Source organism: Stenotrophomonas sp. ZAC14D2_NAIMI4_6 (assembly GCF_003086875.1).
Lineage (GTDB): Bacteria > Pseudomonadota > Gammaproteobacteria > Xanthomonadales > Xanthomonadaceae > Stenotrophomonas.
In genome coordinates, this window is the sequence record NZ_CP025996.1 from 4,277,199 (window position 1) to 4,295,538 (window position 18,340).

Consider the following 18,340-nt stretch of genomic DNA (forward strand, 5'->3'; position numbering starts at 1 on the left):
TCAGCCCTGGCCCCGCAGGCGGCGCCACAGCAGGCGCGGCGCGCGCGGCAGCATGCCGAAGAACAGGCGTGTGTGCATGCGGCTGATGCGCACGTTGTCGCGCCACACATCGAAGTGCGACACGCCATCGGCCGGATAGGTCACGCGCGTGGCCAGGTGCTCTACCGGCACCTGCCGCCAGTACAGGCGGACCATGATTTCCGTATCGAAATCCATGCGCCGGCCGATGGTTTCCTGGCCGACCAAGGCCAGCACCGGTGGCAGCGGATAGACCCGGAAGCCACACATGGTGTCGCGCAGGTGCAGCGACAGCGTGTTGATCCAGACCCAGATATGGGTGGCGTAGCGACCGTACAGGCGCGCCTTGGGCACGCTGGCATCGTAGGCGGGAATGCCGCAGATCACCGCCTGCGGGCGGGCCCGGGCAGCGGCGATGAAGCGCGGCAGATCGCCGGTGTCATGCTGGCCGTCGGCATCGATCTGCAGCACATGGCTGTAGCCGCGCCGGGCCGCTTCGGCAAAACCGGCCAGCATGGCACCGCCCTTGCCCTGGTTCTGGTCCAGCCGCAGCAGATCGACGCCGGGCTGCGTGGACAACGCGCGCAGCACGGCCGCGCACGCAGGCGATGATCCATCGTCCACCAGCAGGCACGGCAGGCCCGCGGCCTGCACGCCCTGCACCACGGCGCCGATGGCGTGTTCGTGGTCGTACACGGGAATGACCACCAGCGGCGCGAAGGCGCCCCCGGTCGGCGCCGGCTCAGTGCGCATCGGTCAGGATCACCTTGCCGCTGGCATGCACGCCGTGCAGGGAGGTGTAGCGGAAAGTCAGCACGCCGCGCGGCGCATCCCAGTCCAGCTGCAGGGTCAGCTCATCGCCGGGCCGCGCCACCTTCTGGAACTTCACCACATCCATGCGCACGAAGCCGCCTGGCAGATCGAAGGCCTGGCGGCCGAAGCGCACCGCCCAATCCAGCTGGGCCACGCCGGGCAGGATCGCCGCCTGCGGGAAGTGGCCCTGGAACGCGCGCAGCGCCGGGGCCAGGGTCATGCGCAGGGTCGCGCTGGCGTCGCCGCGCTGGTCCCACTGCGGCACCGGCAGCAACGGCTGGAACAATGCCGCCAGCGCGGCCTGGGTCACCTTGCCCTGGGCATTGATCGGCAGTGCCTGCACCAGCCGCCAGCGGCGCGGGCGGGTCACCGCATCATGGCCCTGCGCCAGGCGGGCGCCCAGCCGCTGGCCCAGCGCGCGACGTGCGGCATCACCGGCCTCGGCCAGCGCCGGATCGGCGGGCACCACCACGGCGGCCAGTTGTTCACGGTGCCCTTGCAGCACCAGCACGCGCGCGTCCTCCACTTCGGGGTCTTCGCGCAGGGCGCGTTCCAGTGCGTCCAGGGAAACCCGGCGCTCTTCGATCTTGACGATGCGGTCGGCGCGCCCCAGCAGACGGAAGCGGCCATCGGCCAGGGCTTCCACCCGATCCTGGGTCCGCCACCAGTCGGCGCTTTCCAGGTGCGCCGAGGCCACGGCCAGGCAACCCTCTTCAATGCGCCACTGCACGCCCGGCAGCGGCTGCCACGGCGGCATGTCGGTATCCCAGCGGCGCCAGGCGATGCCGCCGGTCTCGCTGCTGCCATACACCTCGGTGGGTGCCACGCCCAGCCAGCCGCGCACCTGTCGTGCGGCGTCTTCGGGCAGCGGGCCGCCGGAAGAAAACACTGCGCGCAGGCGCCCATGCAGGCTGGCCCAGTCCAGTTGTTCGGGCAGGCGCTTGAGGTGCGCCGGGGTCGCCACCAGCACGCTGTCGGCCGCGGCCAAGGTCGCCACCAGATCTTCATGGAAGAACCGCCGCGGCTGCACCGGCCGCCCCGCCGCCAGCGGCCATAGCACGCGGAACAGCAGGCCGTAGATATGCTGGTGGGACACGGTGCCGTGCACCTGTGCGCCCTCCACCTGCGCACCGAAGGCCGCCTGCAGCGCATCGACCTCGCGCGCCAGCTGGTCCATGCGCTTGCTGATCGCACTGGGCTGGCCGGTGCTGCCGGAGGTGAACACGCACAGCTCGCAGGCGCGCTCATCCAGCGCGTGCAGCGCGCCATCGGTGGGAGCAGCGGGAACCAGCGGCCGGTAATCGGCCGAGACGTCGCCGGCAAAGCCTGCGACCTGCGGCTGCAGCGCCTGCAGGGTGGCCGGCAGGTTGTCGGCGGCCAGGAACACGCGCTTGCCGGCATGCCATGCGCCGAACAGGGCCGCGGCGAAGGCGATGGCATCGTCGAAATACAGCGCCCAGTCGCGGCCATCGGCTGCGGCGAAGGCATCACGCCAGGCCACCACGCGCTGGCGCAGCGCGCTGTGGTCCAGCGCCACTTCGCCACACAGACCGACCGGGCGACCCGGCTGCGCGGTGACCATCAGGCGGTCCAGGGCGATCCAGTCAGCCATGCGCATGTGCCGCCTTCACCCGCCGCCGCACCAGCCATTCACCTGCAAACAACACGCCCATCATCACGTACGCCAACAGTCCGTTGTAGAGCATCCAGACCCGATCCGACGCGTACAGCGCGGTGAGCAGGGCCAGGCCTCCGTTGAAAACAAAAAAGCCGCACCACACCTGGGTGACGCGACGGGTATAGACCACCGCGAACGGTGGCAGGTCCGGTTCCTGCAGGCGCGCCAGGCGCTCCACCAGCGGCGGGCCGAAGCGCAGGCTGGTGGCGAACACGCACAGCATCACCACGTTCACCAGCGCCGGGTACAGCTTCAGCGGCAGCGCCTGGTTGAGGAGGGTGGCCAGCGCGGCCAGCAGGCCGGCACCGGCGGCGGCGGCCCACCACAGCGGTTGCCGGGTGGTCAGCGCGCGCAGCAGGGCCAGGCCGAACAGCAGCAGCGACAGCCAGCGTGGCTCGAAGCGGCCCATCGCGGCGTACACCAGCACGGGGTAGGCCAGCGAAAGCGCTGCCACCACGACCACGCGTGCCCGAGCCATGGCCGTGCCGTCTGCGCTGCGGTCAGGCGGCAGCCTGACCAGGCAGCAGGCCATGCACGACATCAACGATGTCCTGCACGGTGCGCACGGCCTTGAAGGCTTCCGGCTGAAGATTGCGACCCAGCAGCGGCTTCAGCTGCACGATCAGGTCGACCGCATCGATGCTGTCGATGTCCAGGTCGTCATACAGGCGCGCCTCCGGGGTGATCCGGGCCGGCTCGATCTCGAAGCTGTCGGTCAAGATGCGGACGATGCGCTCGAAAAGTTCATTCTTGGTCATGGCTGTTCCTGCGCCTTACGACTGGCGGGCGGCGACGAACTCGCCGAGCGCGCGCACGCTGGAGAAATGGCGACGGGTTTCTTCAGAGTCGGCCGAGAGGCTGACACCGTACTTCTTCTGCAGCGCCAGGCCCAGTTCCAGCGCATCGATCGAATCGAGGCCCAGGCCTTCAACGAACAGCGGCGCGGTCGGATCGATGTCCTCCGGCGTGATGTCCTCCAGTGACAGCGAGGAAATGATCAATTCCTTGATCTCGTGCTCAAGTGCTTGCACGGGTCGGATCTCCAGACAGGTCGAAATAACGAGTGAGGTGGTCGGTGACGCGACGGGCCGCCAAGGCATCCCCCCTCGGCGAGTCATCTTCGGCCAGGAACGGCGCGATCGCGATATCTTCGCCGATCTGCAGCTGAACGTGAAAACGACGTGAGGGCACACGATACCACTTCTGGCCCTTGGTCAGCGTGGGTGGGGTGCAGGTAATGCGCACCGGGGTGATGTCCAGCCGGCCGCGCACGGCGATGTTGGCCGCGCCGCGCTGCAGGCGCAGCGGCTGGCCCTGCACGGTGCGGGTGCCTTCGGGGAAGATGACCAGGGTGCCGCCGGCATGCACGGCTGCCACGCAGTCATCCACCAGCCCGGCGCCATCGTCGTTGGCGATGTAGCCGGCGGCGCGTACCGGGCCGCGCATGAACGGGTTGCAGGCCACGGCCCGCTTCACCACGCAGTCGGCATTGGGCAGCAGCGCGATCAGGCAGACCACGTCGATCAGCGTGGGGTGGTTGGCCAGCACCAGCAGGCCGTCGCGCTGCAGGCGCTCGCGCCCTTCCACCTGCAGGGTCATCACCCCCAGCCGGCACATCAGCCAGACATGGCTGGCAAACGCGCCCTGCACCACCCGCCGCGCACGCCGCCGCCGCGCCACCGGGTCGCGCATCAGCAGCAGCAGGGGCATCACTAACACGCCCAGCAGCAGCCCGCCCACGCCGAAGGCAGCAAAGCTCAGGCCGGTGCCGAACACCCGCCAGGCGTGATCGAGGCGGCGCAGCGCCTCAGACACGGCGGCTCCAGCACCAGCGCTGGCCCTGGCTGACGTGCTCCAGGCCGGCGTCCTGGCCGAGCAGGAAGCGGTGCAGGTCCAGCGCATGCGGCAGCAGGCCCGGGGCGGTCTGCGGCTCATCTTCGGCCGCCTGCCAGGCCAGGCGCAGGCCGGTATCGGCCGCGTCGACCGGTGCCAGACGCCAGCACCAGGCGAAGAACGGGTCGGGTTCGTCGGCGAATTCCGCGTAAACGTCGGGCAACGGCGATTCGTAGACCACGATGCGCACTTCCGGCGCACCATCAGCCAGCAGCCCCACCGCTTCCAGGCAGGCCGCTTCCACGGTGGCCTGGCCGGCGGCCAGCGCCAGGTAGTTGCCGCGGTGGCCGCGGGCGATGGAATACAGCGCGGCGATGGCGTTGTGCACCGACAACCCGAAGCCGGTGGGCGACAGCGGCTCGTTGGCCGCCAGCGAGCCCAGCAGTTCCATGGAACGGGCCACATCGCCATGGCGGCTGGCGAACACCAGCGGCACCTGGCTGTCGGCGCCCTGCCCGTCTTCGCACCAGCAGGCGGTCTGGATGGCCATGCGGCCCAGGCGCTCGATGCGGCGCCGCTGCATGGCGGGAATTTCGGCCAGCGCAGGCGTGCCCTCGCCCTGCGGCAGGAACGGCGTGCGGGCCCAGTCCATCCATTGGCTGCGTTCGGTCAGCCCGGGTGCCCAGGCAGCCCAGTCGACTACGGAAAATTCAATCATTACCGGTGATGTTTGGATGGGCAAACAATAGGCACGAGCCATTTACGGCGACGCGCGGCGGCCCCCCATTCCTGCAGCCGTGCGTCCGTCCAGGACGTCGCCGGCAGCCCCCCTGGCGGCCGGAAAGGAGCGCACGCTAGCACGTCCGGCGCAGGGAATACATGTTTCACAAACCCCAACGGGCAGCGGTCACCGTCCGCTGCCGTGGGTCACGCCTCAGTGGTAACCGGCGCCGGCGTGCACCTTGCCGCGGAACACCCGGTACGACCATGCGGTATAGCCCAGGATGACCGGCAGCAGCATGACCAGCCCGACCAGGCTGAAGCCCAGCGACGAGGCCGGGGCCGCGGCCTGCCACAGGGTCATCGACGGCGGCAGCAGGTAGGGCCACATGCCCAGCACCAGACCGGCGAAGCCGAGCACGAACAGGCCCAGGCTGAGCAGGAACGGCGGCAGGTCGCGGCGCGGGTGGGTGGCACTGCGCCACAGCGCGGCCGCCACCGCCAGGGTCAGCAGCGGAACGGGCGACAGCCACCAGAAGTTGCCATCGCTGAACCAGCGGTCCATCAGCCGCGAGTGCAGGAACGGCAGCCAGCTGCTGACCAGGCCCATCGCCACGATCACCGCGGCCACCAGCGGCCGGGTCAGCTGCCGCGCCAGTGCCTGCACGCGCCCTTCGGTCTTCAGGATCAGCCAGGTGCTGCCCAGCAGCGCGTAGCCGGCCACCAGCGCGGCACCGGTCAGCATCGCGAACGGGCTGAACCAGACGAACGCCCCACCGCTGAAGCGACCCTCCAGCAGCGGAATGCCCTGCACCAGGGTGCCCAGGATCACGCCCTGGGCGAAGGTCGCCAGCAGCGAGCCCAGGCCGAAGGCCACGCTCCACAGCCGCCGCGAACGGTGCGCCTTGAAGCGGAATTCGAAGGCCACGCCACGGAACACCAGCGCCACCACCAGCAGCAGCACCGGCAGATACAGCGCCGACAGCAGCAACGCATAGGCCTTGGGGAACGCGGCCAGCAGGCCGGCACCGCCCAGCACCAGCCAGGTCTCGTTGCCGTCCCAGATGGGCGCAGCGGTGTTCATCATCAGGTCCAGTTGCTCTTCATCCTCGGCGAACGGGGCCAGGATGCCGATGCCGAGCACGAAGCCATCCAGCACCACATACATCAGCACGCCGAAGCCGATCACCGCGAACCATGCCACCGGCAGCCAGGTCATCAGGTCCATCTCAGCGCTCCTCCAGCGGTTCATCGGCCGCCGACAGCGGGCGCGCCGGGGTGTGGCTGCCATGGTCCAGCGACGGCCCGTGCTCATGGGGCTGCGGGCCATGGCGCAGGATCTTCACCAGGTACCAGATGCCCCAGCCGAACACGAAGGCGTAGCCCACCACGTACACCGTCAGCGACAACGCGGTCATCCACGCGCTCTGCGGTCCCACTGCATCGGCGGTGCGCAGCACGCCATACACCACCCAGGGCTGGCGGCCCATCTCGGTCACGAACCAACCGGACACCAGCGCGATGAAGCCGCTGGGCAGCATCCAGTTCCAGCCGCGCAGCAGCCACGGCGAATCCAGCAGCTTCTTCCGCCACAGCTGCACGGTCGACACCCAGGCCAGCAGCAGCATCAGCGTGCCCAGCCCGACCATGATGCGGAAGGCAAAGAACACCGGCGTCACCGGCGGCCGCTCGCTGGCCGGCACGGAAGTCAGCGGATCGAAGGTGCCGTCCAGCGAATGGGTCAGGATCACGCTGCCCAGCTTGGGAATGGCCACTTCGAAATCGTTGCGCTGCTCTTTCTCGTTGGGCAGGGCGAACACCACCAGCGGCACGCCCTCGCCTTCCTTGCTTCCATGCCAGTGCGCTTCCACCGCGGCGATCTTCAGCGGCTGGTGCTTCAGCGTGTTCAGGCCATGCATGTCGCCAACGAAGATCTGCACCGGCACGGTCAGCGCGGCGAAGGCCACGGCAGCAATCAGCATGCGCCGGCCCGCTTCGACGTGCGTACCCTTGCGCAGGTACCAGGCGCCCACCCCACCAATCACGAAACAGGTGGTGATGAACGAGCCCAGCGCCATGTGCGCCAAGCGGTAGGGGAAGGACGGGTTGAACACCACCTGCCACCAGTCCACCGGGTGCACGATGCCGTTGATCATTTCGTAGCCGGCCGGCGTGTGCAGCCAGCTGTTGGACGACAGGATCCAGAACGTGGAGAACAGCGTGCCCAGCGCCACCATGCAGGTGGACAGGAAGTGCAGGCGCGGCGAGACCCGGCCCCAGCCGAACATCATCACGCCCAGGAAGCTGGCTTCCAGGAAGAAGGCGGTCAGCACTTCATAGGTCAGCAGCGGGCCGATCACGGTGCCGGCCACTTCGCTCAGTCGCGGCCAGTTGGTGCCGAATTGGAAGGCCATGACGATGCCGCTGACCACGCCCATGCCGAAAGACACGGCGAAGATCTTCTGCCAGAAGAAGTAGAGATCGCGCCAGATAGGCAACTTCGTGCGCAGCCAGCGCCATTCAACGAAGGCCAGCCAGCTGGCGGTGCCGATGGTGAAGGCGGGGAACAGCACATGGAAACTGATGACGAATCCGAACTGGATCCGCGACAACAACAACGCGTCCAAGGGACGCCTCCTGCCGGGTACGGGTGGGATACCGGACCACTTTAGGAAGATATCGCCGTACTGGGATGCGACGCGGTGTCGCGCTGCTTCACTGTGTCGCAGGGGGCAGACGCCGCCGGCGCCCTGCTCTGGTGGGTGCCAACCGACCCGCCCTGGTAGGTGCCAACTCCCCCGCCCTGGTAGGTGCCAACCTTGGTTGGCACACCCCAAATCGCCGACCAAGGTCGGCCGCTACCAGAAGCGATTGCAGCCGGCGGGGGCTTCACCGCCAGAAATACCAAACGCCGGCGGCCAGCAGCGCACACACCAGCAGCACCTGCACCACCACGTAGCCCACGCCGCTGTCGCGGGTTTCCGCCTGCAGCCGCCGCTGCAGCGCCTCGCTCACGTCGGGCGTCGCTGCTTCCTGCTCGCGCAGCGCCTGCGATAGCGCGCGCGCATCGGCATCGCGGGGGTCGTTGGCTTCGCTCACAGCAGCTCTCCGGCGGTGGCGCGTCGGGTCAGCTCCTGCTTCAGGGTCTGCCGTGCGCGGAACAGATGGCTCTTGATGGTACCGCGTGGCAACCCGGTTACCTGCTCGATCTCGGCCAGGTCGAAATCCTCCAGGTAGTGCAGGCCCATGATCAGGCGCTGCGGCGGGGTGAGACGATCCAGCGCGGCTCCCAGCTGGCGGCCGGCCTGAAGCGCCTCGCTCAGCTCGGCCGGGCCCGGCCCTTCGTCGCCGATGCCCAGTTCCTCGGGCACCTCCACCGCCACCATCCACTGCATTTCCAGCCGGCGGCGGCGCAGGTGCTGCAGCGCCGTCGTATAGGCCACCCGCGAAACCCAGGTGCGCAGCGAGGATTCGAAGCGGAACCGGTGCAGCTGGCGGAACACCGCCAGGAAAGTTTCCTGCAGCAGGTCGGCCACCTGGTCACGGTCGCCGACCATGCGTCCGATCACGTGCGCGCAGGTGCGCTGGTGGGCCTGCACCAACTGCGCGAACGCCGGCTGCGAACCATCGATGATCGCCCGCACCAGCGCGCGGTCGTCGTCAGCTTCCGGTAGAGGCGCTGCGGGGACGTCGCGGCGACGCCCCCGCAATGCAGCCAGTGCTCCGCCCAGCAGGCTCATGCGCGGGGCGCCCCCTGTGCCCGTGGCATGCCGGCCTCAGCCCTTGCGCAGGGCAGGACGGGTGAAGTGCCAGGCCAGCAGCTGGCCCAGCCCGGCACTGCCGGCCAGCGCCGCAGCCGCGCCAAAGGTCAGCTCGCGCGCCCCCATCGCCTCCAGCAGGCCCATGGCCACGGCAAGGCTGACCAGGCTGATGCCCCAGCGCAGCGCGCCCTGGCGGCGGCGCTCTTCTTCCAGCACCGCCAGCGAACGGATCACCTCCTCCGGCACGTGGGGGGCAACCAGCTTGCTGCGGGCGCGGGCATCGGCCAGGGCATGGATCGCATAGGCGATGCAGATGAAGAGGGTGATCGGAATGAGTTCCTGCATGGTCGGGCTCCTGTTCGGTGGATGATGCGGGTTCAGGAGATTGGATGCGCAGGACCGGCGACCGGTTGCAGCGGATGTTTCAGGCCTCGTCGTCGGTCCCGGGGTCGACCGGCGAATCGGGAAAATAGGTTTCCAGATGGAAGCCCAGTCGGAGATCAGCCATCAGTCGCACCAGCGCGTCGTCCAGTTCAAACCCGGCCCAGGCGCGTTTGCCAAAAACGCCGATACGCAGACCAATCTCGGCGCCTTCCTGGTTCAATGCCTGGATCACCTCCACCCGTGCCTGCAGGATCCCGACCACCTGCGGCCAGGCGTCCATCAACCAGCCATCCTTGCCCTCGGCCAGCTCGAACAGCACCCAGGTGTGTGCATGCACGCGGATCAGCCTGCCATCGGCGCCACGCAGGTCTGTGCCGACATCGCGGAAGAAGCTCCGTTCCAACCCCAGCCGGGCGGAGATGTCGGCGCTGGAGCGCACGGGGTGCTGCACCCCCAGGGAAATGCGGTAGTCGTAGGAGTACATGGTCGGTTCCGTCCGGATCAGGCGCCCATCATGCGCCACGCGATGCCCTGCCGGGCCTTTGCCCAAGCGGGTTGCATGACCTGTGGCCCCCTCCCCCGGCGCGGGCGGCTGCTACCCTTGCCCGGTTTCCTCTTCTGGTGCCGTCCGCCCATGTCCCGAGTGCTGCCCCTGTCCCTTCTGCTGTCGGCCATCCTGGCCGCACCGGCCGCGCATGCCGCGCCCACGCCGATCACCATCGAACAGGCCATGGCCGACCCGGACTGGATCGGTCCGCCGGTGGAAAAGGCCTGGTGGTCGTGGAACAGCCAGCAGGTGGAATACCAGCTCAAGCGCAATGGCAGCCCGGTGCGCGACACCTTCCGCCAGCCGCTGGCCGGTGGCGCCGCCGCGCAGGTGGCCGATGACCAGCGCGGCAGCCTGGACGTGGCCGATCCGGTCTACGACCGCACCCGCAGCCGCAGCGCCTTCGTGCGCAATGGCGATGTGTTCGTGCGCGACCTGCGCAGCGGCGCGCTGACCCAGCTGACCCGCAGCAACGAGCGTGCCACCGGGGTGAACTTCGCCGCCGACAACGGCGTGATCTGGCGCGTGGGCCAGAACTGGTTCCACTGGACCGCCGCCAGCGGCGTGCAGCAGGTGGCCAGCCTGAAGGCCGACAAGGACCCGGCCAGCAAGCCCAAGGATGACCTGCTGCGCGACCAGCAGCTGCGCACCCTGGAAACCCTGCGCCGCGACCGTGACCAGCGCGAAGCGCTAAAGGACCAGGACCAGCGCTGGCGCCAGGCCGACCCGACCCGCGCGGCCGCACCGATCTACCTGGGCGCCGACGTGGAGATCGTCGACAGCCTGCTGTCGCCGGACCTGGGCCACCTGATCGTGGCCACCAAAGCCAAGGATTTCGATGACGGCCGCACCAGCAAGATGCCGCTGTACGTGACCGAATCGGGCTACGAGGAAACCGAAGACACCCGTACCCGAGTCGGCCGCAACGGCTTTGAACCGCACACCCTGTGGTTCGTGGACGTGCGTACCGGCAAGGCGCAGAAGCTGTCGCTGTCGGGCCTGCCGGGCATCGGCACCGACCCGCTGGCCGAGCTGCGCCGCAAGGCCGGCAAGGACGCGCTGAAGGGCGACCGCAGCGTGCAGGTGATGAGCGACTTCATGGGCGGCGGCATGCGCTGGAGCGCCGATGGCCAGCAGGCCGCGGTGATGCTGCGCGCCAACGACAACAAGGACCGCTGGATCGTCAGCGTGGGCAACGATGGCCGCGTGCAGAACCGCCACCGGCTGACCGACAACGCCTGGATCAACTGGGGCTTCAACGATTTCGGCTGGATGGCCGACGGCCGCACGCTGTGGCTGCTTTCGGAAGAATCGGGCTACTCGCACCTGTATACCCAGGCCGGCACGGCCAAGCCGCAGGCGCTGACCGGCGGCAAGTGGGAAACCTCCGCGCCGGTGCTGTCGGCCGACGGCAAGGGCTTCTACTTCCTGTGCAACCAGCAGGCCCCGCACGACTACGAAGTCTGCGCGGTCGACACCGGCAGCCGCCAGGTGCGCGAACTGACCAGCCTGAACGGCGTGGAAGACTTCTCGCTGTCGCCGGACGGCCAGCAGCTGCTGGTGCGCTATTCCGGCGCCTACCTGCCGCCGCAGCTGGCGGTGCTGCCGTCCTCGGGTGGCCAGGCCCGCGTGCTGACCGACACCCGCACCGCCGAATACAAGGCGCGTGAGTGGGTGCAGCCGAAGCTGGTGGCGGTGCCGTCCAAGCACGGCGCCGGCGTGGTCTGGGCCAAGTACTACGAACCCGAGCACAAGGAACCGGGCAAGAAGTACCCGATCGTGATGTTCGTGCACGGCGCCGGCTACCTGCAGAACGTGCACCAGCGCTACCCGGCCTATTTCCGCGAGCAGATGTTCCACAACCTGCTGGTGGAAAAGGGCTACATCGTGCTAGATATGGATTACCGCGGCAGCGAGGGCTACGGCCGCGACTGGCGCACGGCCATCTACCGCAACATGGGCCACCCGGAACTGGAAGACTACAAGGACGGCCTGGACTGGCTGGTGGACACCCAGCAGGGTGACCGCGACCACGCCGGCATCTACGGCGGTTCCTACGGCGGTTTCATGACCTTCATGGCGCTGTTCCGTTCGCCGGGCACGTTCAAGGCCGGCGCCGCACTGCGCCCGGTGGTGGACTGGAACAACTACAACCACGCCTACACCAGCAACATCCTGAACACCCCGGACATCGACCCGGAGGCGTACCGCACGTCCTCGCCCATCGAGTACGCGCAGAACCTGCAGGACAACCTGCTGATCGCCCACGGCATGATGGATGACAACGTGTTCTTCCAGGATTCGGTGCACCTGACCCAGCGCCTGATCGAGCTGCACAAGGACAACTGGTCCATCGCGCCGTACCCGCTGGAGCGCCACGGCTATACCCGTGCCGATTCCTGGCTGGACCAGTACAAGCGCATCCTCAAGCTGTTCGAGCAGAACCTGAAGTGAGCAACGCCGCGGCCACGATCCAGATCGTGGCCGCGGTCATCCTGGATGACCGCGGCCGGGCGCTGGTGGTGCGCAAGCACGGCGCCCAGCGCTTCATCCAGCCCGGTGGCAAGCCCGAGCCCGGCGAAGCGGCGCTGACCGCGCTGGCGCGCGAGCTGCACGAGGAACTGGGCGTACGGCTGCAGCCTGATTCGGCCATCGCCTTGGGCCGCTTCCAGGAGTGGGCGGTGAACGAACCCGGCCACCGGGTGCAGGCCGATGCCTGGTGGGTAAAGGTGGCGGGCACGCCCCGCGCGCAGGCGGAGATTGCCGAACTGGCCTGGGTGCCGCTGCAGCCGCCGCACGGCCTGCCCTTGGCACCCTTGAGTGAACACCATATCCTGCCGGCGGTCGCCGCCCTGGCGACGGCCCGCTGACCTGGCGGGCGCCATCGCAGTGCAAGGACACCGGATGTCTCCCTCCATTCCCGATCTTCCCTCGCCGGCCGCGGCCCCCCTCAACACGTGGGTGAAACCGCTGGCGCAGGGCTCGTTCTGGCTCTGCCTGCTGATGGTGGTCTACTTCCTGGGCCAGGCCGTGGTGGCGGCCGTGCTGGCGCCGACCGCGCTTTGGCAGGCGCTGGTGAAGCTGGCCTGGGAAAACCAATTGGACGGCAGCCTGTTATGGATGCTCGCGCACCCGCTGGCGACGTCGCTGATCGCTGCGCTGCTGTGCCTGGGCTCCACCCTGGCCAGCTGGGGCCTGTGGCGCGAGCGCCGCTGGGGCCTGTGGGCCTTCGTGTGGGCGCTGGGCCTGAGCGCACTGGCCAACTTCGTCATCACCTGGTGGCTGGATGTGGTGATGCTGCAGTTCATCGGGCTGGCCGCCAATGATGCCGAGCTGCAGCAGCAGCTGCAGGTGCAGCGCCTGCTGATGACGCTCACGCTGCTGGGCACCTCGGTGCTGTTCGCCGGCCTGCAGGGCTGGCTGGGCTGGCGCCTGCTGCGGCCGGACATCCGCGCGCGGTTCCGCTGAACGGCGCGGTCGCTGCGGTAAAGTACGCGGCATGAACGAATTCGAGCGCGTACGCGCCTACCTGACCGACCTGCAGGACCGCATCTGTGCGGCCATTGAAGCCGCCGATGGCAGCGCGCGCTTCCAGGAAGACCTGTGGCAGCGCGCCGAGGGCGGTGGCGGGCGTACCCGCGTGCTGCGCGACGGTGCGGTGTTCGAACAGGCCGGCATCGGCTTTTCCGATGTCTGCGGCAGCCGCCTGCCGCCGTCGGCGTCGGCCAACCGGCCGGAGCTGGCGGGCGCATCGTGGCGCGCCACGGGCGTGTCGCTGGTGTTCCATCCGCTGAACCCGCACGTGCCCACCACCCACGCCAACGTGCGCTTCTTCCAGGCACAGCGCGACGGAGAAGTGGTGGCCAGCTGGTTCGGCGGCGGCTTCGACCTGACCCCGTTCTATCCGCAGGACGAGGACGTGCAGCACTGGCATGGGGTGGCCCGCGACCTGTGCGCGCCGTTCGGTGAAGAACGCTACGCCGCCCACAAGCGCTGGTGCGACGAGTACTTCTTCCTGCGCCACCGCAACGAAACGCGCGGCGTGGGCGGGCTGTTCTTCGACGACCTGCACGGCGATTTCGAACGCGATTTCGACTACCTGCGCGCGGTGGGCGATGGCTTCCTGCAGGCTTACCTGCCGATCGTGCAGCGACGCAAGGATGCCGCCTACGGTGAACGGGAGCGCGAGTTCCAGCTGTACCGTCGCGGCCGCTATGTGGAATTCAACCTGGTCTACGACCGCGGCACCCTGTTCGGGCTGCAGAGCGGCGGCCGCAGCGAAAGCATCCTGATGAGCCTGCCGCCGCGCGTGCGCTGGGAATACGGGTTCAGCCCCGAAGCCGGCAGCGCCGAGGCGCGCCTGGCCGATTACCTGGTGCCCCGCGACTGGGTGTAACGCAACGCCGCAATGCCCGTAGAGTCGAGCTTGCTCGACTGCTTTTCGCATGGCGCCAACCGCAGTCGAGCAAGCTCGACTCTACCGGAGCAGGACTTGCGGTCGGGACCGCGCGACTGGGTGTAACGCCACGCCGCAATGCCCGTAGAGTCGAGCTTGCTCGACTGCTTTTCGCATGGCGCCAAACGCAGTCGAGCAAGCTCGACTCTACCGGAGCGGAGCTTGCGGTCGGGACCGCGCGACTGGGTGTAACGCAACGCCGCGATGCCCGTAGAGTCGAGCTTGCTCGACTGCTTTTCGCATGGCGCCAACCGCAGTCGAGCAAGCTCGACTCTACCGGAGCGGAGCTTGCGGTCGGGACCGCGCGACTGGGTGTAACGCAACGCCGCGATGCCCGTAGCGTCGAGCTTGCTCGACTGCTTTTCGCATGGCGCCAAACGCAGTCGAGCAAGCTCGACTCTACCGGAGCGGGACGCACGGTCGAGTGCGTTCGACATTGCGGGCGCGGGCCCCATGGTCGAGCACGCGCGATGTTGCGAGGGCGGGGCGCAGGGTCGAGCGCGTTCAACATCGCGCGGCTATCACGCGGCCGTCTTCTGCCGTGGAATGATGGTGATGTGGCCGTTGTTCTCCAGCAGCGCCAGGGCCACTTCTTCCACGCCCAGGCAGCCCTGCTGGCGCAGCGCGGCTTCCACGTCGGCGCGGGTCACCTGTTCACGGCGCAGCACGCCGTCGAACCAGCGCCCATCGCGCCCGATCACCACCGGCTCGCCTTCGATCACCCGCTCCATGCGCCGGCTGCGCGTGGTCAGCCAGCCCACGGCGTAGTTCAGCAGGATCAGCGTGGCCGCCAGCAGCAGGCCACCGCCCAGTGACGTATCACTGCCCAGCAAGGCATTCTGTACAGCGTTGCCCAGCAGCACGATCAGCAGCACGTCGAACGGGGTGATCTGCCCCAGCGCGCGCTTGCCTCCCAGCCGCACCATGCCCAGCACCACGGTGTAGACCACCACCGCGCGCAGGATGAATTCCCACCACGGCATGGCCAGTGCGAACAGGTCGTGCATTGCCGGTTCCCCTGCGGAGCGATGGCCCAGCGTGGCTCAGCAGGGCACAAATAAAAAGCCCCGCTGACCAGGGGGAGGTCAACGGGGCCGGGGAACGGGCGCTTGGGGAGGAGCCCCCGTTCCGAGATCTGCTCCAGGGGATGGGAGAGATCCACAACAGGCGTTGCGCCTGTCGAGAGTTATAGAAGCACTCCGAACACTAACGGTTCGTGAAGGGCGCCCATTTAATCGTGCGCCTACCCAGGAACATTCATCTTCGAGTCAGAAAATCCCCTGAAATGAATGAATTCACGTCGTTAATGGCCCGAAATGCGACTCAATGCGCTTCGTCCCAGTTGCTGCCAATGCCCGTATCGACCACCAGCGGCACCCGCAACTGTGCCGCTTGCGACATGTGTTCGACCACCTGCTTACGCAATTCCTCTGTGAAACCGGCCGCGCTTTCGAAGACCAGTTCATCGTGCACCTGCAGGATCATCCGCGCCGGTGCCCCGCTGTCGCGCAGCCACTGGTCCACGGACACCATCGCCCGCTTGATGATGTCCGCCGCCGTGCCCTGCATGGGGGCGTTGATGGCTGCCCGTTCGGCGCCGGCGCGCAGGCCCTGGTTGCGGGCGTTGATGTCGTTCAGGTACAGGCGGCGGCCGAACAGGGTTTCCACATAGCCCTGCTCGCGCGCCTGCTGGCGCATGCGCTCCATGAAGTCGCGCACGCCCGGGTAGCGGCTGAAGTACAGCGCCACGTAGTCCTGCGCCTGGCCGCGGTCGATGCCCAGGTTGCGGGCCAGGCCGAACGCGCTCATGCCGTACATCAGGCCGAAGTTGATGGCCTTGGCGGCGCGGCGCTCGTTGGGCGTCACCTCGTCCAGGGTGCGGCCGAACACTTCGGCGGCGGTGGCACGGTGCACGTCGGCGCCCTGCTCGAAGGCGCGCACCAGGCCCGGGTCTTCGGACAGGTGGGCCATGATCCGCAGCTCGATCTGCGAATAGTCGGCGGCCAGCAGCTGGCAGCCGTCCGGGGCGACGAAGGCGCGGCGGATGCGGCGGCCATCGTCGGTGCGGATCGGAATGTTCTGCAGGTTCGGGTCCGACGAGGACAGGCGGCCGGTAGCGGCGCCGGACTGGTGGTAGCTGGTGTGCACGCGGCCGGTGTCCGGGTTCACCATCTCCGGCAGCTTGTCGGTGTAGGTGCTGCGCAGCTTGGCCAGGCCACGGTATTCCAGGATCACCCGCGGCAGCTCGTGCTGGTCGGCAATGGCCTCCAGTGCTTCCTCGTTCGTGCTGGGCTGGCCCTTGGGGGTCTTCACCACCGCCGGCAGCTTCAGCTCGTCGAACAGCACGGCCTGCAGCTGCTTGGGCGAATCCAGGTTGAAGCTGCGGCCGGCCAGTTCGGTGGCCTTCTGCTGCGCGGCCAGCATGCGCGAGGACAGGTCCTGGCTCTGCCGGCGCAGTTCGGCGGTGTCGATGTGCACGCCGTTGGCTTCGATGGTGGTCAGCACCGGCACCAGCGGCATCTCGATGCTGCGGTACACGCTGTCCAGGCTCGGCTCGGCCAGCAGCTGCGGGCGCAGCGCGTGGTGCAGGCGCAAGGTGATGTCGGCGTCCTCGGCCGCGTAGCCGCTGGCTTCGTCGATACCCACCTGCGAGAACGGAATCTGCTTGGCGCCCTTGCCGGCCACATCCTCGAACTTGATGGTGTTGTAGCCCAGGTAGCGCAGGGCCAGCGAATCCATGTCGTGGCGGGTGGCCGTGGAATTGAGCACGAAGCTCTCAAGCATGCTGTCGTCGTGGTAACCCTGCACCTCCACGCCGTGGCGGCGCAGCACGTGCAGGTCGTACTTGCCGTGCTGGCCCAGCTTCTTCTTCGCCGGGTCCTGCAGCAGCGGGCGCAGTGCATCCAGCACCTGCTGCAGCGGCAGCTGTGCCGGCGCCCCGGGGTAGTCGTGGCCGACCGGAATGTAGGCGGCCTTGCCCGGCTCCACCGCCAGGCTGATGCCGACCAGGCGCGCACGCATCGCGTCCAGCGCATCGGTTTCGGTGTCGAAGCTGATCAGCTCGGCCTGCTGCAGGCGCTGCACCCAGGCCTGCAACTGTTCGTCGGTCAGCACGGTTTCGTACTCGCCCGGTGCGGCCAGCGCCGGGTCCAGTTCACCCGCCGCTGGCGCTTCGGCGCTGCCGCGGGCGAAACCGGCGGCGGTGCCGCGCAGGCTGGGGGTGGCTTCGCTGGCGGCGGTCGGGGCCGGCAGCGGCGCACCCAGCTCCTTCAGCGCCTGGGTGAAGCCGTAGCGCGCGTAGAGCTCGGTCAGCACCGGCACGTCCTGCTCGCGCAGCGCCAGCGTGGACGGGCTCGCCTCCAGCTCCACGTCGGTGCGGATGGTCACCAGATCGCGGTTCAGCGGCAGGCGGTCCAGCGCCGCGCGCAGGTTTTCGCCGATCTTGCCCTTCATGGTCGGGGCAGCGGCCATCACCCCGTCCAGCGTCTGGTATTCGGCCAGCCACTTGGCCGCGGTCTTCGGGCCGCACTTCTCCACACCCGGCACGTTGTCCACGGTGTCGCCCATCAGCGCCAGCAGGTCGATGATCTGGTCGGCACGCACGCCGAACTTGTCCATGACGGCCGCATCTGAATCCATGCGGCTGCCGGTCATGGTGTTCACCAGTTCGATGCCCGGGCGCACCAGCTGGGCGAAATCCTTGTCGCCGGTGGAAATGGTCACCTTCAGGTCCTGCGCCACGCCCTGCAGGGCCAGCGTGCCGATCACATCGTCGGCCTCCACGCCGGGAATGCGCAGGATGCTGATGCCCAGCGCTTCGACGATGCGGCACATCGGTTCCACCTGGCTGCGCAGGTCGTCGGGCATGGGCGGGCGATTGGCCTTGTACTGGTCGTACAGGTCATCGCGGAAGGTCTTGCCTGGCGCATCCACCACGAAGGCGACGTAGGCCGGGCGCTCCTTCAGTGTGGACCGCAGCATGTTGACCACGCCGAACAGCGCGCCGGTGGGTTCACCCTGTGCATTGGACAGGGGCGGCAGCGCGTGGAACGCGCGGTACAGGTAACTGGACCCGTCGATCAGGACTAATCTGCTCATGCGGCGATTCTACGCGCCCGCGCCTGCACGGC

At 68.2% G+C, this 18,340-nt stretch carries 19 protein-coding genes; 4 read left to right on the top strand and 15 right to left on the bottom strand.

All coding sequences use genetic code 11. The annotated features are described in order from the left end of the window. The 13 genes from C1933_RS19405 to C1933_RS19465 all read right to left on the bottom strand — a co-directional run bounded on the left by C1933_RS19405 (position 1) and on the right by C1933_RS19465 (position 9,757). Positions 1 to 771 carry a glycosyltransferase family 2 protein gene (locus C1933_RS19405; RefSeq protein ID WP_108754576.1) on the bottom strand — a complete coding sequence of 257 codons (771 nt, stop codon included), beginning with the start codon at positions 769 to 771 and terminating at the stop codon, positions 1 to 3. Continuing rightward, positions 761 to 2,443 carry an AMP-binding protein gene (locus C1933_RS19410; RefSeq protein ID WP_108754898.1) on the bottom strand — a complete coding sequence of 561 codons (1,683 nt, stop codon included), beginning with the start codon at positions 2,441 to 2,443 and terminating at the stop codon, positions 761 to 763. Before C1933_RS19410 ends, C1933_RS19405 begins: the two co-directional genes overlap by 11 nt. Next, on the bottom strand, positions 2,436 to 2,987 hold the full coding sequence (locus C1933_RS19415) for a hypothetical protein (protein WP_108754899.1): 552 nt from the start codon (positions 2,985 to 2,987) through the stop codon (positions 2,436 to 2,438). The genes C1933_RS19410 and C1933_RS19415 overlap by 8 nt, the downstream gene beginning before the upstream one ends. Before the next feature lie 22 nt (positions 2,988 to 3,009). Continuing rightward, positions 3,010 to 3,267, bottom strand: coding sequence for an acyl carrier protein (locus C1933_RS19420; protein WP_108751324.1), 258 nt, complete (start codon positions 3,265 to 3,267; stop codon positions 3,010 to 3,012). 15 nt (positions 3,268 to 3,282) lie between these two features. Then, entirely contained in the window at positions 3,283 to 3,540 is a 258-nt protein-coding gene (locus C1933_RS19425; protein WP_005411610.1) for a phosphopantetheine-binding protein, read from the bottom strand. Next, the gene (locus C1933_RS19430) at positions 3,527 to 4,324 is read right to left on the bottom strand and encodes a lysophospholipid acyltransferase family protein (RefSeq protein ID WP_108754577.1); all 798 of its coding nucleotides are present in this window, start codon (positions 4,322 to 4,324) and stop codon (positions 3,527 to 3,529) included. Before C1933_RS19430 ends, C1933_RS19425 begins: the two co-directional genes overlap by 14 nt. Next, the gene (locus C1933_RS19435) at positions 4,317 to 5,060 is read right to left on the bottom strand and encodes a beta-ketoacyl synthase chain length factor (protein ID WP_108754578.1); all 744 of its coding nucleotides are present in this window, start codon (positions 5,058 to 5,060) and stop codon (positions 4,317 to 4,319) included. Before C1933_RS19435 ends, C1933_RS19430 begins: the two co-directional genes overlap by 8 nt. 216 nt (positions 5,061 to 5,276) lie before the next feature. After that, positions 5,277 to 6,290, bottom strand: a complete 1,014-nt coding sequence (cydB, locus tag C1933_RS19440) for a cytochrome d ubiquinol oxidase subunit II (RefSeq protein ID WP_108754579.1) — start codon at positions 6,288 to 6,290, stop codon at positions 5,277 to 5,279. A gap of 1 nt (position 6,291) precedes the next feature. Continuing rightward, positions 6,292 to 7,689, bottom strand: coding sequence for a cytochrome ubiquinol oxidase subunit I (locus C1933_RS19445; protein ID WP_108754580.1), 1,398 nt, complete (start codon positions 7,687 to 7,689; stop codon positions 6,292 to 6,294). A 262-nt stretch (positions 7,690 to 7,951) separates the two neighbouring features. Beyond that, complete coding sequence (locus C1933_RS19450; protein WP_108754581.1) at positions 7,952 to 8,161, bottom strand: hypothetical protein; 210 nt, start codon at positions 8,159 to 8,161, stop codon at positions 7,952 to 7,954. Next, positions 8,158 to 8,802: a sigma-70 family RNA polymerase sigma factor gene (locus C1933_RS19455; RefSeq protein ID WP_108754582.1), complete on the bottom strand. Its 645-nt coding sequence runs from the start codon at positions 8,800 to 8,802 to the stop codon at positions 8,158 to 8,160. The genes C1933_RS19450 and C1933_RS19455 overlap by 4 nt, the downstream gene beginning before the upstream one ends. A 36-nt stretch (positions 8,803 to 8,838) precedes the next feature. Next, entirely contained in the window at positions 8,839 to 9,168 is a 330-nt protein-coding gene (locus tag C1933_RS19460) for a hypothetical protein (protein WP_108754583.1), read from the bottom strand. A 79-nt stretch (positions 9,169 to 9,247) separates the two neighbouring features. Continuing rightward, positions 9,248 to 9,757: a hypothetical protein gene (locus C1933_RS19465; RefSeq protein ID WP_234414589.1), complete on the bottom strand. Its 510-nt coding sequence runs from the start codon at positions 9,755 to 9,757 to the stop codon at positions 9,248 to 9,250. A gap of 84 nt (positions 9,758 to 9,841) precedes the next feature. On the opposite strand from C1933_RS19465, the gene C1933_RS19470 reads away from it, so the two are divergent. Genes C1933_RS19470 through hemF form a run of 4 tightly spaced genes read left to right on the top strand, consistent with a single transcriptional unit; the run spans position 9,842 to position 14,150 of the window. After that, positions 9,842 to 12,208: a S9 family peptidase gene (locus C1933_RS19470; protein WP_108754585.1), complete on the top strand. Its 2,367-nt coding sequence runs from the start codon at positions 9,842 to 9,844 to the stop codon at positions 12,206 to 12,208. After that, complete coding sequence (locus C1933_RS19475) at positions 12,205 to 12,624, top strand: NUDIX domain-containing protein (RefSeq protein ID WP_108754586.1); 420 nt, start codon at positions 12,205 to 12,207, stop codon at positions 12,622 to 12,624. Before C1933_RS19470 ends, C1933_RS19475 begins: the two co-directional genes overlap by 4 nt. Positions 12,625 to 12,658: 34 nt before the next feature. After that, positions 12,659 to 13,222 (top strand): hypothetical protein, encoded by a 564-nt coding sequence (locus tag C1933_RS19480; RefSeq protein WP_108754587.1) that lies wholly within the window; start codon positions 12,659 to 12,661, stop codon positions 13,220 to 13,222. Between the two features lie 31 nt (positions 13,223 to 13,253). Further along, complete coding sequence (hemF, locus tag C1933_RS19485; protein ID WP_108751334.1) at positions 13,254 to 14,150, top strand: oxygen-dependent coproporphyrinogen oxidase; 897 nt, start codon at positions 13,254 to 13,256, stop codon at positions 14,148 to 14,150. A 581-nt stretch (positions 14,151 to 14,731) separates the two neighbouring features. Here the strand turns inward: hemF and C1933_RS19490 are convergent. Then, positions 14,732 to 15,217, bottom strand: coding sequence for a YetF domain-containing protein (locus C1933_RS19490; RefSeq protein ID WP_108754588.1), 486 nt, complete (start codon positions 15,215 to 15,217; stop codon positions 14,732 to 14,734). 316 nt (positions 15,218 to 15,533) lie between these two features. Then, positions 15,534 to 18,308 (bottom strand): DNA polymerase I, encoded by a 2,775-nt coding sequence (gene polA / locus C1933_RS19495; RefSeq protein WP_108754589.1) that lies wholly within the window; start codon positions 18,306 to 18,308, stop codon positions 15,534 to 15,536. Positions 18,309 to 18,340: the final 32 nt, after the last annotated feature.